Below are 16,009 nucleotides of genomic sequence, written 5' to 3'. Positions count from 1 at the left end.
GCGCCGCGAGCCAACCGCACCCGAACCCACTCCACCTGCGCCTCCCGACCGCCGAAATCACCGATCGCCGCCGGAAGATTCACCGGCCGCGGCACCGCCGGCGCCCGGGGTGGTTCCGGCTCGGGGGTCGCCACGTCGAGACCCGGGTCGCCCTCCAGAATGGCCTGCTGGAGTCTGCGCAGCTCAACCCCCGGATCCAGGCCCAGGCCGTCCGCGAGGACGGCACGGCACTCCTCATAGGAACCCAAGGCGTCCGCGACCCGTCCCGCACGGTAGAACGCGAGGATGAGCTGAGCCCACAGCCGCTCCTGGTACGGGTGTTCGGCCACCAGCAGCCGCAGTCTGGCCACCAGTTCGGCGCTTCCACCGAGTATCAGCTCGGCGTCGGCCCACTCGAGTGCGGCGGCCAGCCTCCGCTCCTCCAGGAAGTGCCCGTCGCTACTCAGCCCCGGAGCGGCGTCCGAGATCGACCTCCCTCGCCAGGTCAACAACGCCGCACGGAACCGTTCGGCCGCCTCCTGGAACCGCCCTTCGGCCAGAAGCGCACGGCCAGCCTTCGCGGCGGTCTCCATCATGGCCAGATCCAGCTCGTCCGATTCGACGTGCAAGGTGTAGCCCTGGGCGTGCCGCTCGATCGACCCCGGCCTCAGCAGCGCGCGCAGATGCGAGATCTGCTTGTGGAGTTGCTGGACGGCGGTCGTCGGAGGCTCCTCACCCCAGAGCCAGGTGATGATCCGGTCGGACGAGACCGGTCTGCCCGCACGTAAGGCCAGTCCGGCCAGAAGTGTCCGCTGCTTGACCCCGCCGAGCTGCAGCCGGTCCCCGCCGCGCCACGCCTCGATCGGCCCGAGAAGGAGAATCCGCATCTGGCTTCCGTCGCTCATTCCGCCCGCTCCCGTCCATGGCGCGCCGCCTCCGCACCGTCGAGGTCGCGCCGCCGACATGCCCGGTCAAGATCGCGTCGGACCTTGGTCCCCACGGAGTCGCCGCTGATGAACACGTGATGGTCGACGGTCCGCCACGCCGTCCGCCGAGGTGATGGAGGCCCACGTCGGCTGCCGCCGGCAAGGGGGTCGTCCGGAGACCGGCCGTGGTCCTCGGCGCGGACGCGCCGACGGCCCGGAAGCCGGTCGAGTCGTGTGCCCGGAGTGTCGCCGCGACCGCCCGGGCAGGTGCGGCGATCAGCATGGCCTCGTCCTCTCACCTGCCGGGGGAGCGACCGGCAGTAGGGGAAGTCTGCGGCGTGGGTGATCTTCTGTCGCCTGTTTAGCCCCAGCCCCTAATCCCTTGACAGGCACCCGGCAGACCAACGACGCCTGTCGCATCTCCGGGCTCGCCCATACAGGGCGGACACCGCACGCGACACTGTTCGCCGGCCGTGTGCAGCCTGGCCGGACGGCCCGCCAGCCGGTGAAACGCGCTCGATGACACCGGCGCGGCCGGCGATCGTCTTGGCCCTCCTGCGCGTCCGGCTTGTCGGCCCCGCCCGAGGCCGGTGAGGGGCGCCATAGGCAAAGCAGAGAAGGTAGTCGAACAGCCTTGTTTGACTTAGCGTCCTCGCGGTAGGTTCAAAGGCGTACACGCCTGTATGACTTCGCTGGTCGGGGTGTCGACGTCATCGCCCTCCCCGCAATCGCCGAAACAGATTGTCCGATGCCTCATCCCTCGCATGTCCTACACCGCCGGCCGAAGCCCGAGGCCTCGGCCCATCCGCGCCGCTGGGCGTCGCTCGGTGGGGTGCTGACTGCGGGTCCCGGCTGCGACGGGCGTTCTCCATTAACGTGCCGGTCGGTGCCATCGTCCCGGCGACCGGCTCCGCCGCCCTCCGACCGCACCGCGACCAGCGGCGTATCGAAATCCTCGGAGCGCTGACCGTTATCGCCGCCACCGGCTCGCTCGTCTACGGGCCGGTCATCATGCGGACGACGACCGGGACGCCGCCGCAACCCTGGTATTGCCGGCCAGTGCCCTGCTGTACGAGGTGCTCGCGGACCTTGAGCGGACGGTGCGTCGCCCGCTGACGCACGTGGGCATGCCGGCCCGTCCCGTGGCTGCGGGCGCGCTCCCGCTGCTGGTCGGCTCGGCCTCCTGATCTTGTTGTACTTTCTTGGCCCGCTCCCACTGACATCGCCAGACACAGCGCTGGTTCCGACACGAAGCATGGGACAAACGAAGATGGAACTGGGTACCGACACCAAAGTCGTCCTGCTGGCGGCTGGGCTGATCTTCCTGTGGGCGCTGGCGCTGGGTGTGTGGAAGTACAGGCAGATGGCCGGGTCCGAGGACCACCTGGCCCACCCATACGTGGACATGGCGCATCGTGCCGCTCTGCTCTACTCGTTCGCCACCCTGCTGGTCGCCACGTTCGTCCAGTTCAGCGGCTGGAACACCGTCGTGAACCTGCTGTCCGCCGGGGCGGTCGTGCTGTTCTTCGTGGGTGCGATCGGCGCATACGTCTACCATGGCCGGCGCCGCGAAACCGACAATCAGTTTCGTGACCCGGTCCGTGGCACCACCGCATTCATGAACGCACTGATCGTCGCCGAGATCGGAGGCTTCGCCGTCCTGCTCATCGGCTTCGTGCGGGCACAACTGCTCTGAGCCGGACGCCGCCAAAGCCGGGGGCGATTCGCCGAGGACGGCGACGATAGGGACGACACCCGGGTCGGCTCGGTGTCAGCAGTGGATGCTTGGATGCCTCGCATGGATCCGTCGACCACGCTCGCCGCCCTGCACGAGTTCTGCACCGAACGGCTGGGTGCGGAGCTCGCCCACCACTTCATGAAGATGGCCCGGCCCGGGTTCGACCTCACCGTCGCCGCACCGGGTGAGGCGGCCGGGGAGAGCCGGTTCGGCGGCCGGCCGATGCTCGAGCCGGGTACGCCCTGGCCGACTTGCGACGACTTTCCGCTCAGTCTCCTGGCGGTGCTCGACACCGACGCCCTTCCGAAGGAATGGGTCGGCGGTCTGTTCCCGGCCGGTACCGGTCTGCTCAACTTCTTCTACCTGGACACCGGCTCCGCGCAGTGCCAGGACGAAGCCTTTCAGGTGGCCGGAAAGCGTGACGTCTTCGGCACCGATCCGGAGTTGGGACGAGTGATCGCGGCGCGTTCCTCGCATGCCCGCCCGGTGGAGCCGCCGGCGAGAGCGAGCGTCTTCAAGCCGGTGCCCTGGGCGGTGTCTCCGGGCTTCGCGTTCCCCAATCAGAGCCCCGACCTGGACCTGCCGTACGACCTCGGCCCCGAAGCCGAGGAGAAGAGGCAAATGATCACGTGCGGGCTGTACCTCGAACACGACTTCCCCGACTGGGACCAGAGGCCGGGCGCGCTCACCGCCGACGACATCGCCTTCGGATGGCCCGTCCTGTCGAACTCGCCACCCCTGCCGGACGGCAAGGAACTCCACGAGTTCCACCACCTGCTCCAATTGGACGGACCGTACGAGTGGGGCCTTGGGGCCGACGGCGGCGGCATGCACTGGACGATCCCCAGCGAAGCCCTGCGGGCCGGCGACTTCAGCCGCTCCATCCCGACCCCGGACCCTTCGTAGCCGCCGCGCCCACCCCGGAGCCCACGGTTCGGGGACGTTCGCCGACCGTGGGGCCGGAACCGGCCAGAGCGTCCGCGCACGTGGGGATGCAAGAGAGGATCCAGGTCCGCCCGACCCGTGCGGGGGCGAGGTGATCGGGGAACCGTGATCACGTGGGACGCCCTGCCGCCCACCCTCACCCCGGAAGGGCAGCATGACCAGACGCGTGTCGCTGTCGATCCTCCTCATCGCCACGCTCGGCCCGGTTGCCGCTTGCGGTGGCGGGGCTGACGAGCACCGGAGCAAGGGCGTGAGCGCTTCGAAGGCCCCGGCCGTCTCCTACTCCGGGCCGGCGATCCCCGGACTGGCCGCCACGCCGGCATGGCACAGCGACATGTCGCCTTTCGATGACCACGAGACCGTGGTGCCGGTCGGCGATGCCTTCGCCACGTTGAGCGGTGAGCCGGGCGGCTTCCAGGTGTCGCTCTTGGAGGCGGCGACCGGCAAACGGCGCATGACACGGACGATCCAGGTGGCCGAGCAGTTCTCGCAGGGCGATCTGAACCTGTCCGTCGGCCACGACCACGGGACGCCGGTCGCGGTGCTGCGTTACCCCCGGCCGGTTCCCGCGTCCGGGACGACGGCCGAGCACGTGGAGAAGACGACCCTGGTGTGGGACGCCACGGGCCGTCAGGTGTGGGCGTCGTCGGGCGCCGATCCGTTCGGCGCGTCCGCCACATGGCGCGGCGGGTACGTGCACGCCTTCCAACTCGACCAGGGGCCCGTCGGCAGCATTTCCAAGACATGGATGCGGGTCCGGCGCGGTGCCGCCGGCGCGGAGACGAAGATCCCCGGCGTCTCGCCAGAGAGCCTCGCCGACATCGTCGGCGACCGCGCCGTGCTGACCACCGAGCCGCAGCCGCTGGAGCACGGGCTCAGGGCGGTCGACCTGAACCGGGCGGGCGCGCGGTCCTGGGAGGTCGCGAGGGCCTCCTATTTCGGCACGGTCGGCACCACGGTGTACGTGCAGATGTTCCCGGACGGTAGGCCGGGGCAGCTTCGCGCCCTCGACGCGGCCACCGGCGCGGTGCGGACCCGCGTGACGATTCCAGGGCCGCCGTCCTCGATGGAGGGCTTCAAGGACGGATCCCTGCAGACCGACGCCGACACCGGCTCCCATCTCGCCCTCGTCGGTGAACGCCTGATGATCTGGGACGGCACGACAGGACGGGTCCGCTGGTTCCAGTCCCGCGAGCAGCCCCGTTCCCTGCAACCCCGGGCGGCCGGGGGAGGCATGGCGTTCCTGGAGGTCCTGGAACGTCAGGAGTCCACGAAGAAGATGGTTGCCCTTGACGACCGCACGGGCAAGGTGCAGGCCGATGGCCTGCCCATCTACAGGGCCGCCTTCGCGGGCGGCATGGCGGCGGTGCTGGTCGACGGAGGGTTGTACGGCTTCCCCGTCAAGCGCGTCGGCTGACACCTGGACGCGACGTCCACCCACCGCCCGCGATGCGGTCAGGGGCCATCTTCGATAGCACGGCAACAGGACGTTCTGGCCACCAAGCGCACCACATTGCTTACCTTGGGTAATTGACTCGCGGGTTCGCCGATGGGAAGGCTTCCTCTGTGGTGCCCTGAGGCCGGTCGATGGTGACCGTGCACTCAGCGCCTCATGACCGAACGTCGAACCGGGGGAGCGAGGGAGAGATGACGGTGAATTCTGGTCCACGGGTGATTCGGATGGCACGTCGTCTGAGCGCGACGGCCATCGTCTTCGGGGCCGCAACGGTATTCGTCGCCGATCCGTCCGCCTCGGCCGCTTCGGCTGACTCGAACGCCGAGGCGCACGCCGCGCTTTCCGGATGTGGCGGCAACATGCCCGCGCAGGCCTGGTGGAGCACAGGGCAGGCGAACTGCAGCCACTGGGGTCGCCCGGGCGCCGTGGTGACCTATTCGTGGCACAGCCTCAAGGGCGACGGGTACAACGCCGTCCAGGTGCGCGGCTTCGACGGCAAGGGCCGGTCCACCTGGTACGGCTGCGGGTGGGCGGCGTCAGGGAAATGCACCGTCTCGTGGGGTGACTACATCGCGACGCCCAAGGCCCGCGCCATGAACAAGGTGCACGCCGACCACATCTACTTCACCGTGAACTGATCCGACGGCCGGACCTTTCGGGTTCGCCGACGCCGCCGAGGCGGTCGGGTCGCCCGCTTCAAACGGGCAGACCAAGCCGCAGTCCAGGCCGGACGCGCCGGCTGCCTGACCGGCGGCCGCTGAGGTTCATGGGCCTCAGCGGCCGCGTCCGGTCGGATTCGTGTGAGGCGGTGGTCCGCCCTCCCGTGTGGTGCAACGGGCGGCCCGCGGTCGGTCAGGCGCTGCCGGTGTTCTTGGACTTGCGGGGACGGCCGGCCTGGCCGGGGATGATGCGCCGGCGGGCGCTGTCGGCCTGGGACTGGACGTCGTCCAGGACGTGCGGCGGGACGTGTTGGGCGCGGAAGTAGTCGACCATGCGGGTCAGTGTCCGGTCGGCCAGGTCCAGGTCGCCGGCCTTGGCCTGGATGCGGGCCAGGCGCCGCATGGTGGAGTTGAGGGCGAGGTTGTTCAGGCCCGACGGGCCGGTGGACGCCTCGATCGCGGAGGACAGCTGGTTGATGGCGCTCTTGGTGTCGGGCCGGCGGACGCGGATGCGGCCCTCGGCGATGCTCTGGTAGTGGCGTCCGGCGTTGGCGCCCTGGGCGAGGTGGGAGTAGACGGCCAGGGGGTGGTCGGGGAACCGGCTGGACAGTTCGGTCAGGGCGTCGTTGCCCGAGCGCAGGGCGGGGGAGTCGGAACCGAGCAGCGACATCAGGACACCGGCCTGCCCGCCCATGAGCAGTTCACCGGCGTCCTGGTCGGCGGAGGTCAGCGGCAGGCGAACGCGGACCTCCAGGGTGTTGGAGGCCACCTGCGATCCGTCCGGGGCGGTGTAGAGGGCCCGGACCCGGTAGAGGCCGGGGTCGGTGAAGTACTGGCCGTCCGCGCCGGAGCCAAGGTAGGCCGAGCCGTACAGGGCGGGGCGGTCGGCGGTCAGCGTGGTCAGCGCCGTCTGGTCGTGTCCGCCGCAGACGCCGGCCAGCGGACGGAACACGCGGGTGTTCCCGGACGGCCCGACGATGGCGACCCTCAGGTTCGCGTTCGCCGGCGACAGGTCGGAATGGACCTGGACGTCGCGTTCGGTACGGGCGAGCCTGACCTCGACGGCCACGGGTTCCCCGTACAGGAACGGGCGCGCCGACAGGGTGAGGGAGAGCCCGGAATGGTCGACGACGGGTTCGCTCATCGAGGCCAGAGCGGTGTCGCCGTAGTCCTTGGCCGTGGAGCCGGAGAAGAAGTCGGCGCCGCCGGGGACGACGTCGTTGTAGAAGCCGTGGCGCAGGTGGACCAGCTCGTTGGCGGTGAAGCCGAACCGGAACCGTGCCCAGTAGGCGGCCGATCCCTGGACGGTGTCGCTGAACTGGTACAGGTGGGAGTAGTTCATCCAGGACAGGTCGCCGTACCCGTTGCGGGGGCCGAGCGGGTCGCCGACCCTGGCCTTGTCCCAGGAGTGGGCGAGGTTGAGCGCGTGGCCGAGTTCGTGGACCCAGGTGTGCGGCTCCTCGCGGGTGCCGGGCTCGCCACCGGCGATCTGCCTGTCGTAGAAGACGGCCATCCCCTGGCGGTTGCGGCCGGTCGAGTCGAACATGATGCCCACGGCGGTGCCGGGCCCCTGCGTCGACGTGTCGAAGTAGGTGCCGGCCACGAACGCCCAGAGCTTCCACTGCGGTGTGTCGGCGTAGCCGGCGAAGTGCGCCACCATCGCGGCGTGCAGCTCCGATGACGACCACAGCAGGTCGCTGCCCGCCTCACTGGCGTCCACCTGGACGGGCGCGGCCGCGGCGGCGGACATCTCGATTCCGGCGTCGGCGTAGGCCGAGGCGACCGTCATGATCCGGTTGCGGTACCCGGGCGGGACCGGGGCGGTCGAGGTGTCGTAGGACGAGAAGACCGGCTTGCCGACCACGGCGTCGGTCTCCAGCTCGATCGTCCGGAAATAAGGCGACTGGAACGCGAGGTCGCTGGAGTAGGCGCCACCCGTGCTGAGGGGCATCTCCACCCGCGCGGTGGGTGCGCTCCCGCCCGCCGCCGTGCGCGGGACGACGACCTTGACACCGGTGGCCGTGGACGTGTTGGTCCAGGTGGGCGTGCAGGCGGCCACCAGTTCGGCGGCCGAGGCGGCGACGGACGCCTTGCCCTTGAAGGACGAGAAGTAGCTCTGCGTCCCGCCGTTGATCGAGAAGATGTCACCGCTCAGGGTGCAGGTGGGGGAGGCGCCGTCCAGGTCGACCCGCACGACGAACGAGTACGTGGGGGTGTCGACCGTCCAGCGGCCGCTGACCGGCCGGTACTGCGTGGTGAACGGGGCGGGCAGCGGAGCCAGCTGAGGCATGAGCGTGGCCAGCGGTCCGGTCGTCTCCGGCCCGGTGTTCCAGTTGAACACGCAGCCGTTCGCCCCCTTGACCAGCAGGCTCCGCTTCGCGCCCCCCTTGGCGGTCGGCAGCATCAGCACGTGGTCGAAGTCCGAGCTCCACTCCGGAGCCAGCATCCCCCAGCCCGGCGTCGGCTGCGCGCCCTCGAGGATCGTGCAGTCGCGGGTGCACCCGTTCACCCAGTCGAGGGTGGCGACGCGGTCGCCCTTGAACACGTAGGTCAGCCAGTCCGAGCCCTCCCGGCAGGAGTCCATGAGCAGCGCGTCGACCTGGTCGAGGTAGTACTGCGGCAGCATCGCGCCCCAGGTGGGACCGCCTCGGGACAGATCCGTCACCGGTCCCTCGCTGAACTTCCCGGCCCCCTGCTGGTACCAGTACGCGCGGTCCCCCTTGAACAGCAGCATCTGCGTCCAGCCGTTCCCCGGCATGTTCGGCAGTATCAGTCCTCCCTCACAGGCGCTGCGGTACGGCTCGGGCAGCGGATTCCGGCCGAAGCCCACCCAGGTGTTCCCGTCGATCGACCCGCTGTAGCGCAGCTGGCCCCCGTTCGCGATCCCGGCCGAGTCGGCCAGCACGAACTGGTCGCCGCGCATGAACATCGCTCCCCACCAGGTGGGTATGTCCGACGGGTAGGCCATGGCCGTGCTGAAACCCGTGTTCTTGATCCGCATGAACCCCACGCCGACCAGCCCCTCCCGGGCGTCCCGGCCCCCTGCGGGCCGGATGTGAACGCACTCTCCTCCCGCCGAATCGAGCCGTTCAACGCTCGCCCGTTCCCGCTACACAGGCGAATCGGTAACAGAAGCCCCCAATGCCCCTACGCTCCGGAGCGGGAACGGCCAACGGGCGCCTCACGCCGACGATTCCGGCTGACCCGCTGACCCGCCGCTAACCATTTCCTCGCGTCACGGCACCGATGGACTTCTGCAGCACGGGGCCCGTCCGCCTCGGCCCAGGCCGAGGTCGGTCCACCCGAAAACACGGCCCCTGCTGCGCAGCGTGCTCTCGGAGACGTCCCGGATGAGCCGTGCGGGAAACGGGTCGTCCACAGTGGCGCAAGGGTCTCGCCGACGAAGCATCGCCTCACGGCCGAGACCGGCCACGCGGCCGCCGAAGAGCGGTCGGCGAGCGGCCATGTCCAAGGCCGCCGCCCCGGAAGTCGAAGAGGACGGGACCGGCCAGTGGCGACAAGGAGCAGCCTTGTGCGGGGCCTGGATCCGTGAGTCCGGCGAGGTGTACTGGCGGTGCCCCGGCGTTCGCCTCTGTCGCAAGTGTTTTCATTGTGCCGAAAAGGGCTTCTGCTTGTGCCGGTGGTCGTCCATGCTCCCTTCACCTGCCGGGTCGACCGACCCGAACCGAGTGAACGGGGAGCATGATGCACTCACGAGGCAAGCGAGTCACAGGGGCGGCCGCCATCCTGGCCGGGGTGTCGTTGGGGACGATGATCGCCGGTGCCCCGGCCGCCGGCGCGGCGCCGGGCCATGCGCCGACCGTCCGGGCGGACGCCCGGGGAGTGGCCAAGGCGGCCTCCGGTTGCCGCTGGGCGTCCAGTTCCATCTCGGGGGCAAGCGCCTGGGGAACGCTGTGCTGGACCGGCAAAACGCTCAGCGCCCGCAGCATCCAGGTGAGGGACAGTGCGAGTGATGGCCGCTACGCGGCGTTCCGGATCCAGTTCCGCTACTACTACGGATACAGGTGGCAGACGGTCACCGGGTACATCCTCACGTCCAAGGGCCACACGGCCGTTTGGACGTCCCCCAAGCACAACTGGTCGTACGGGCAAGGGCGCAAGGTGAAGGACTTCACGATGCAGGTCTGCAAGCTGGGCAGCGGCCACCGCACCTGCGACAGCAGGTGGCGCTAGATCGCCCCACAACGGGCACCTCGGGCGCTGGGCCGCGTCCAGTGGCGGGGTGGTGGTCCGGATCCGGCCGTTGATCGGGTCGCCGTCTGGGGCGGGCGGTCGCGGGCAGATCAGTGGGCATGGACATCAAGTGCGTGATCGTGGACGCCGTGGACCCGGAGCGGCTGGCGGCCTTCTGGAGCGAGCTTCTCGGCCGTCCGGTGGTCGGACGCGTCGGTCCCTACGTGTGGCTCGAACGCAGGAACGGGCTGGGCGTGGGAATCCAGCGCACCGAACACGCGAAGACCGGCAAGAACCGGCTGCACCTGGACCTGGAGTCGGCGGACCCGGCCGCCGAACAGGCCAGGGTCGAGGCGTTGGGCGGACGGCGCCTGACCGAATACGGCCCTGGAGGGTTCCTCGTCATGGCCGACCCCGAGGGGAACGAGTTCTGCGTCATCCCCAAGGGTTCGTTCGAGGTCGACGACGAGGGACGCGCCGACTATCTGACCGGTGGGCGCTGAGGATCACGAGCCACCGGCCAAGGCATGGGGCCGCCGGATTCAGACGGCGGCGTCGAGCTCGGCGCGCAGCTCCGCGGGGAGGACGAGGGCTGCGCCGGCGACGGCCTCGTCCAACTGGGCGAGACTGCTGACGCCGACGATCGGCGTGATGGGCGGGGTGCCGCCCGTCAGCCAGGCGAGGACGACCTGGTTGCGGGTGACGCCCAGCTCGTTGGCGGCCTTCGCCAGCGCCGCCAGCCGACGGGTGGTGCCCGGGTGGTCGTACGCCTCGAACAGCGGACGGTCGTCCCGGGCGTAGGCGCCGCTCAGCAGCGACGTGTAGACCCACACGGTCAGGTCACCCTCGGACTCCACGTAGTCCAGGGTCTCGTCGGTCACCCAGCCGAAACGGTGGTTGTGGTCGGGGACCGGCGCACCGGGACGCGGCTTGAGATACGAGTGCCGCAGCTGCAGGGCGGTGTAGCCCGTCCAGCCGTTGGCCTCGGCGATGCGGCGGGCGCGTTCCACACGCCACAGGGCGTGGTTGGACGCTCCGAGGCGTCCGACGGTCGAGGAGTCGACGAGCTTCGCCAGCGCCCCGGCGGTCTCCTCCACCGGCACCGACCGGTCCTCCATGTGCGTCCACAGCAGGTCGATGTGGTCGGTCCCCAGGCGCTTCAGGCTGCCTTCCACCGCCGACTCGATCGCCGGAGCCGACAGGCCCTCGCGATTGCCGGGCCACTCGCCGCCCCCGACCGGCTGGGCGCCCAGCTTGGTGGAGATCCGGACCCGGTCGCGCACCCCCGGGCGCTTGGCCAGCCACGCCCCGATCACCCGCTCGCTGTGCCCGCCCTCGGCCTCCGGATTCGACCAGAACGAGTAGCAGTTCGCGGTGTCGATGAGCGTGCCGCCCGCGTCGACGAAGCGGTCCAGGATCTCAAGCGAGGTCCGCTCGTCCGTCTCACTGCCGAACTTCATCGCGCCGAGAGCGAGGTTCAGGTCTGTCATGGCCCCTCCTTGATCGAGACGGGCAGAAGTCTGATGCCTGGAGTGCGCTCCAGGTCAACCGCCACGAGCGGCGGACGTGGCCGGCCTGCCTGCTGTGACTACGATGAGTGGTCACGTTGACGCGCAACGCTGCGAAAGGCGATTCCGATGCGGTCGATCCGACTGACCACGGCAGCCCTGACCCTGACCGCCGGGACGGTGCTCGTGCACGCCACCTCCACGGCCTCGGCGAGCACGCCGTCCGGCCTGGAGGGGGCGTCCGCGCCGACGGTCGTCCGCTCCTGGGACGAGTGCCCGCAGGGGCGGATGTGCGTCTGGCGTCTCCCCAACGGTCACGGTTCACGCGGCTCGTTCGCCAAGGTCGCGCGCGACCTCGGCGAACTCGGCGGCGGACTCAACGACCACGCCATGTCCTTCTGGAACCGCACCGGCAAGACCTGGTGCATGTACTCCGAGGCCCGCTTCGGGGGTGAGCAGCACAAGTACCCCCACGAGCCCTTGGCCGGCGCGAAGGGCGAAACCGGCCGGTTCGGCTACCAGGTCAGCTCGCTGCGCCCCGCCTTCTTCGGCCGCTGCTGAGACGTCCCGCGAGCCGCGTCCGCCGGCCCGCCGGAAGCCGATGGCCCTACTCCCTCCGCCGCGAAAAGTATGCCCCAAATCCGCATGAACTCCGGGCCGGAATGGGCGCGGACGCCGCGGGGTAGGCCAGGTCCAGGGGGAATGATGCCATTCGTTCTGGATGCCATGATGAGCAGCCGGCCGTACTACCTTGGCGCCGGCCACTGGGGCGTGATCGTGATCGGCCTGATCGTGGTGGTGGCGATACTCATCGCCCTGCGGATCATCCTGGTCCGCCGCCACCACCGAGGCGGCCCCCACTAAGGCCCTGATCCAGCCCCGTCCTCCACCGCTCGTGGCGGGGAAGACTCGCCGCGACCCGAGTCGTGGCCGCGGTGCCCACCGACTGCATGAGGACTCTCGCAACGCTGGTCGGGCGCGCCACGGCCGCCGGCTGACGGCGACGGGTGTTGTCAGAGCCAGCCGAGTTTGGTGGCCTTCACGCCTGCCTCGAAGCGGCTTTGCGCGTCCATGATGGCCATGAGGTGGGCGGTCATGCGGCGGACGGTGCGCAGTGACACGGCCAGGCGGTTGGCGGCTGCCTCGTCGGTGAGGCCACGGGCGAGAAGACGCAGGAGCTGGTGTTCCTGGCCGGTGAGAGGAGTGTCGGCCGGCCGGGGGTCGTTGAGGGGGGTGGCGGTGTCCCAGATGTGGTGGAACAGGGCGACGAGCGCGGCGACGATGCTGGGCGCGGTGACGTTCAGGGCGCCCTGGCTGGAGTCGTCGGGACGCAGCGGGATCAGCGCGGTCTGCCGGTCGACCAGCACCATCCGCACCGGCAGCAGCGGATGGGTGCGGACCTGGCCGCCGAGGTCGGTGAGCCAGCGGGCGTAGGAGCGGGTGGCGGTGTCGTTGCGGACGCTGTCCTGGTAGAGGGTCCTGATCGCCACGCCGCGCTGGAGGGCGTGGCGGTCCAGCTCGCGGCTGCCGTCCAGGGTGTCGGCGGACTGCGCGCCGCCGGGCATGATCGACAGGCATTCGGTGGTGGCCTGCTGCGCAAGGGCCTCCAGACGGGACTGGACGGCGTCCAGGCCGATCAGCTGCCGCATCGCCGCGTCCGAGGCGGTGCGGGAGGTGGCGCGGTGGGCCGCGATGAGCTCGGTCAACGCGTCCTGGCTGGCCAGGACCTCCTGCTGGCGACGCAGTAGGTCGGACTGTTGCCGGCGGACCAGGGCGGCCAGCCCGAGTTCGGGATGGACCGCCTGCACTTGGCCGTGCTGCTCGCGGGAGGGGCGCAGCAGCGCCAGTTCGGCCAGTCGGTCCAGACCGGCGCGCACCTGTCCCTCGGACAGGTCCAGTTGTCCGGCCAGTGCGGTGACCCCGAGGTCGGGGTGGGTCAGCATCGCCCGGTAGACCGATTCGGCCGCAGAGTCCAACCCGAGTGCTTCCAGCAACGGCCCCGCCCCCTTGTCCCCGTGGCCTGGTCCGAGACTGCCTGGACCGTGCGGCCTAGGCAGATCATGCGGTAGGTCATGCACCTGGTCCAGACGAACCGCGTGTCCGGCTTTGGTCCATTAACATATGGTTTGGGGGGATTCCTTGGGGAGGAGTCGGGTCAGGCAGGGGTGGGCTCGGGGCCGGCGTGCTGAGCGCGGTGCGGCGTGGGCCGCAGGTGCATACCGGCGACCAGAACTGTGGCGACCCCGGCGAGTAGGAGCACATCGCCGATGCTGGCGACGGCGTGCAGCGGCGGAAGAGGGATGATGTCGCCGAGCCAGGCCAGGTGAGTGGAGGTACCGGCGGGCATGTTCTTGGGGCCGCTGAGCAGGTGCCCGGGGTGTTGTCCGGCGGCGACGGCGGCCGTGCGGGAGTAGGGCATGCGCCCGTTGAGGGCGATGGCGACTCCGTTGAGGGCGGCCCCTCCCAGCAGCAGGACGCCGGCTGTCTTGATCGCGCGGGTCCGGCGGGGCAGGTTGACCGCCACCCACAGGCACATCAGCGCGAACACCAGCGCCAGCATCGGCACGTGCAGGCGGTCCTGCAGCAGATGCCGCAGCGTCACCGCCCGGTACTGCGCGAGCTGCACCAGCGCCGCGACCCAGGGCAGCCACAGCGCCCTCAACCGCAACCCGGCAAGGCGCGTGACCGCACCGCCGGTCAGATACCCGGCCGCCAGCCCGACCAGCACCGGCAGAGCGACAACAAACAGAAACATCAGCACTCCTCCTCGTCCGCTCGGCTGAACCCGGCCAGCCTCTGGCTTGCCGCGTCGGACCTCCGCTCAGCCGCCCCCGAAATCAGGAGCGCCGACGGTGTAGAAGATGGTGACCAGCGTCGCGACGGTGAGCAGTGCGCCGTAGAGGCGGAACTTCAGAATGGCGAGAACCCTTTCGAGTCGAGACCTGGGTACTTGGTTCGGGGAGGGGAGGCGTGTTCAGCCGCCGGTGACTTCTGGGGCGCCGAAGGTGTAGAGGACGGTCACCAGGGTCGCGGCGGTGAACAGTGCGGGCAGGACGCGGTGCTTGAGCATGGAGAACTCCCTCGAAGCGAGATGTGAGTCTTTTGGTTGGGGCTGGCTGGGTCAGTAGCCGAACCAGTCCGGAGCGCCGATGGTGTAGAGAACGGTGGCCAGCGTTGCGACGGTGAGCAGAGCGCTGTACAGGCGGAACTTGGGCATGGCGAGAACCTTTCGAGTCGAGATTTTGGGGCTTGGCTTGGGAAAGGGAGGCGTGGCTCAGCCGCCGGACCAGTCCGGAGCGCCGATGGTGTAGATGACGGTGGCCAGCGTGGCGACGGTGAGCAGAGCGCCGTACAGGCGGAACTTGAGCATGAGGTTCTCCTGGAGGTCGGGTCAGTTGAGGCTGGGATGGCCGGGGACTCCGTCTGGCGGCGGGTTGATGCACCAGGTGTGGAACGGGGCCAGGGTGGCGATCACGGCGCGGCAGATGCGGGTCGCTCGGTGCTGACAGGGCTCGGGGGCGGGGAGGAAGAAGAAGGTCAGGTCGACGCCGGTCGGCCCGGAGCGGCAGTGGATGTGTTCGAGCCGGTCGGCCGGAGCGGCGACGCTCCAGAGCCCGTCGACGAGGGCTGGGACGAGCGTGGGGATGTCGAGCGGCTTGAGCGACATCGCCTCAGCGAACGCGTGCCCCAAGCGCGCCTGGGCCATCTCCACCTACTTGCCCCAGCCGAATCCGCCGCGCGTGGTCATCGCGAGCGTCTCGGCGGGAACGGTCGGCATGACGTGACGGCCGAGGGTGCGGATTCGGTACATCATGATCACACCTTCCTGTTCGTGTTCGGGCTGGTCAGCGGCCCTAAGGCCCGGTGTTTGCCCGCTGGTTCAGAGTCTTGCCGCCACCCGCGTCGCCCGGAAGGGGTAACCGCTGGCACCAACCGCCCTGGCACCTTGCTGCCAGCCCCGCCAAGCTGCGGCGGACCGGCGCCCGAGGTCTCGCGATCGCAGTGGAGTAGGGCATAAAGGCAGGTCAGAGCCCGCAAGGCGTGCGCAGATGATTCGCCTATCGCGTATAGAGCGCGCACAGCGCGTCGGTCCAGAGTCCGCTGCACTCAGGCTCGGTCGTCCAGGTCGCCACGATGCGCCATCCACCGCCGATTAATGGTCGGGGCGGCGCCGGCGTGACGTCACCGGCAGTTCGGGTGCACGGCGGGCGTCGCACGGGATGTGTCGGGTGGTTCGTGTTGCGCCGTTCATTGCTTGGGCTGGGAGTTCTTGGCGCACCGGGGCCGGATAACGCCCCGTGTGACGCCGGCCGACCGTAGTGGACGGCTGGATCTTCAATTCTACGACTTCCGCATCCTGCACGAGTTGCTGCAGTTGCAGGTGGGGCATATCTCCAACACCGCTGCGGCGGCTCCCGTGGAGGATTCCGGCCCGTCCACGCGTTTGCCGGGACGCGTGAACAAAGCGATCAGGATGTTCGGGGCTGATGTGGTCCGCGGGCTCGGCGGCGGCTCATGGCGATGACCACGGCTTCGTGGGCGATCCCATCGAGCAGACACTGGGCGCTGGATTTGTAGTTGACTCGGTACGGAGCGTCCGTCAT

General features: G+C 69.7%; 16 protein-coding genes. 10 read left to right on the top strand and 6 right to left on the bottom strand.

What is annotated here, in order from left to right:
* Positions 1 to 866: AfsR/SARP family transcriptional regulator (locus AB0L06_RS36275; RefSeq protein WP_500235714.1), on the bottom strand; the 866-nt coding region annotated here is incomplete at its 3' end.
* Positions 867 to 1,954: 1,088 nt separating this feature from the next.
* On the opposite strand from AB0L06_RS36275, the gene AB0L06_RS36270 reads away from it, so the two are divergent.
* From AB0L06_RS36270 to AB0L06_RS36250, 5 genes are all read left to right on the top strand, one after another.
* Positions 1,955 to 2,092 carry a hypothetical protein gene (locus AB0L06_RS36270; protein WP_500235713.1) on the top strand — a complete coding sequence of 46 codons (138 nt, stop codon included), beginning with the start codon at positions 1,955 to 1,957 and terminating at the stop codon, positions 2,090 to 2,092.
* 83 nt (positions 2,093 to 2,175) lie between these two features.
* Positions 2,176 to 2,601, top strand: coding sequence for a hypothetical protein (locus tag AB0L06_RS36265; RefSeq protein WP_500235711.1), 426 nt, complete (start codon positions 2,176 to 2,178; stop codon positions 2,599 to 2,601).
* 102 nt (positions 2,602 to 2,703) lie between these two features.
* Complete coding sequence (locus AB0L06_RS36260) at positions 2,704 to 3,549, top strand: DUF1963 domain-containing protein (RefSeq protein WP_500235710.1); 846 nt, start codon at positions 2,704 to 2,706, stop codon at positions 3,547 to 3,549.
* A 193-nt stretch (positions 3,550 to 3,742) separates the two neighbouring features.
* Complete coding sequence (locus AB0L06_RS36255; protein WP_500235709.1) at positions 3,743 to 5,005, top strand: PQQ-binding-like beta-propeller repeat protein; 1,263 nt, start codon at positions 3,743 to 3,745, stop codon at positions 5,003 to 5,005.
* 263 nt (positions 5,006 to 5,268) lie between these two features.
* Positions 5,269 to 5,682 carry a hypothetical protein gene (locus AB0L06_RS36250; protein WP_500235708.1) on the top strand — a complete coding sequence of 138 codons (414 nt, stop codon included), beginning with the start codon at positions 5,269 to 5,271 and terminating at the stop codon, positions 5,680 to 5,682.
* A gap of 214 nt (positions 5,683 to 5,896) precedes the next feature.
* On the opposite strand, the gene AB0L06_RS36245 is transcribed toward AB0L06_RS36250, so the two are convergent.
* Complete coding sequence (locus AB0L06_RS36245) at positions 5,897 to 8,704, bottom strand: tetratricopeptide repeat protein (protein ID WP_500235707.1); 2,808 nt, start codon at positions 8,702 to 8,704, stop codon at positions 5,897 to 5,899.
* Positions 8,705 to 9,405: 701 nt separating this feature from the next.
* Here AB0L06_RS36245 and AB0L06_RS36240 point away from each other — a divergent pair.
* The gene (locus tag AB0L06_RS36240; RefSeq protein ID WP_500235706.1) at positions 9,406 to 9,897 is read left to right on the top strand and encodes a hypothetical protein; all 492 of its coding nucleotides are present in this window, start codon (positions 9,406 to 9,408) and stop codon (positions 9,895 to 9,897) included.
* Between the two features lie 119 nt (positions 9,898 to 10,016).
* Entirely contained in the window at positions 10,017 to 10,400 is a 384-nt protein-coding gene (locus AB0L06_RS36235; RefSeq protein ID WP_500235705.1) for a VOC family protein, read from the top strand.
* A 39-nt stretch (positions 10,401 to 10,439) separates the two neighbouring features.
* On the opposite strand, the gene AB0L06_RS36230 is transcribed toward AB0L06_RS36235, so the two are convergent.
* On the bottom strand, positions 10,440 to 11,387 hold the full coding sequence (locus AB0L06_RS36230; RefSeq protein WP_500235704.1) for an aldo/keto reductase: 948 nt from the start codon (positions 11,385 to 11,387) through the stop codon (positions 10,440 to 10,442).
* A 147-nt stretch (positions 11,388 to 11,534) separates the two neighbouring features.
* On the opposite strand from AB0L06_RS36230, the gene AB0L06_RS36225 reads away from it, so the two are divergent.
* A complete protein-coding gene (locus AB0L06_RS36225) occupies positions 11,535 to 11,966 on the top strand; it encodes a peptidase inhibitor family I36 protein (RefSeq protein WP_500235703.1) in 432 nt (143 codons plus the stop codon).
* A 168-nt stretch (positions 11,967 to 12,134) separates the two neighbouring features.
* Entirely contained in the window at positions 12,135 to 12,269 is a 135-nt protein-coding gene (locus AB0L06_RS36220; RefSeq protein WP_500235702.1) for a hypothetical protein, read from the top strand.
* Between the two features lie 149 nt (positions 12,270 to 12,418).
* On the opposite strand, the gene AB0L06_RS36215 is transcribed toward AB0L06_RS36220, so the two are convergent.
* From AB0L06_RS36215 to AB0L06_RS36205, 3 genes are all read right to left on the bottom strand, one after another.
* Entirely contained in the window at positions 12,419 to 13,399 is a 981-nt protein-coding gene (locus AB0L06_RS36215) for a LuxR C-terminal-related transcriptional regulator (RefSeq protein ID WP_500235701.1), read from the bottom strand.
* Positions 13,400 to 13,560: 161 nt separating this feature from the next.
* Positions 13,561 to 14,160: a DUF5317 family protein gene (locus tag AB0L06_RS36210; RefSeq protein ID WP_500235700.1), complete on the bottom strand. Its 600-nt coding sequence runs from the start codon at positions 14,158 to 14,160 to the stop codon at positions 13,561 to 13,563.
* A gap of 636 nt (positions 14,161 to 14,796) precedes the next feature.
* Positions 14,797 to 15,072, bottom strand: coding sequence for a hypothetical protein (locus AB0L06_RS36205; RefSeq protein WP_500235699.1), 276 nt, complete (start codon positions 15,070 to 15,072; stop codon positions 14,797 to 14,799).
* Between the two features lie 633 nt (positions 15,073 to 15,705).
* Here AB0L06_RS36205 and AB0L06_RS36200 point away from each other — a divergent pair.
* Positions 15,706 to 15,930 (top strand): hypothetical protein, encoded by a 225-nt coding sequence (locus AB0L06_RS36200; RefSeq protein ID WP_500235698.1) that lies wholly within the window; start codon positions 15,706 to 15,708, stop codon positions 15,928 to 15,930.
* The last annotated feature ends 79 nt before the right edge of the window (positions 15,931 to 16,009 follow it).

Origin of the sequence: Spirillospora sp. NPDC052269 (genome assembly GCF_040679435.1) — a bacterium.
Lineage (GTDB): Bacteria > Actinomycetota > Actinomycetes > Streptosporangiales > Streptosporangiaceae > Spirillospora.
The sequence above is the reverse complement of the archived record's forward strand: the minus strand, read 5'-3'. Positions and strand labels throughout refer to the sequence as shown.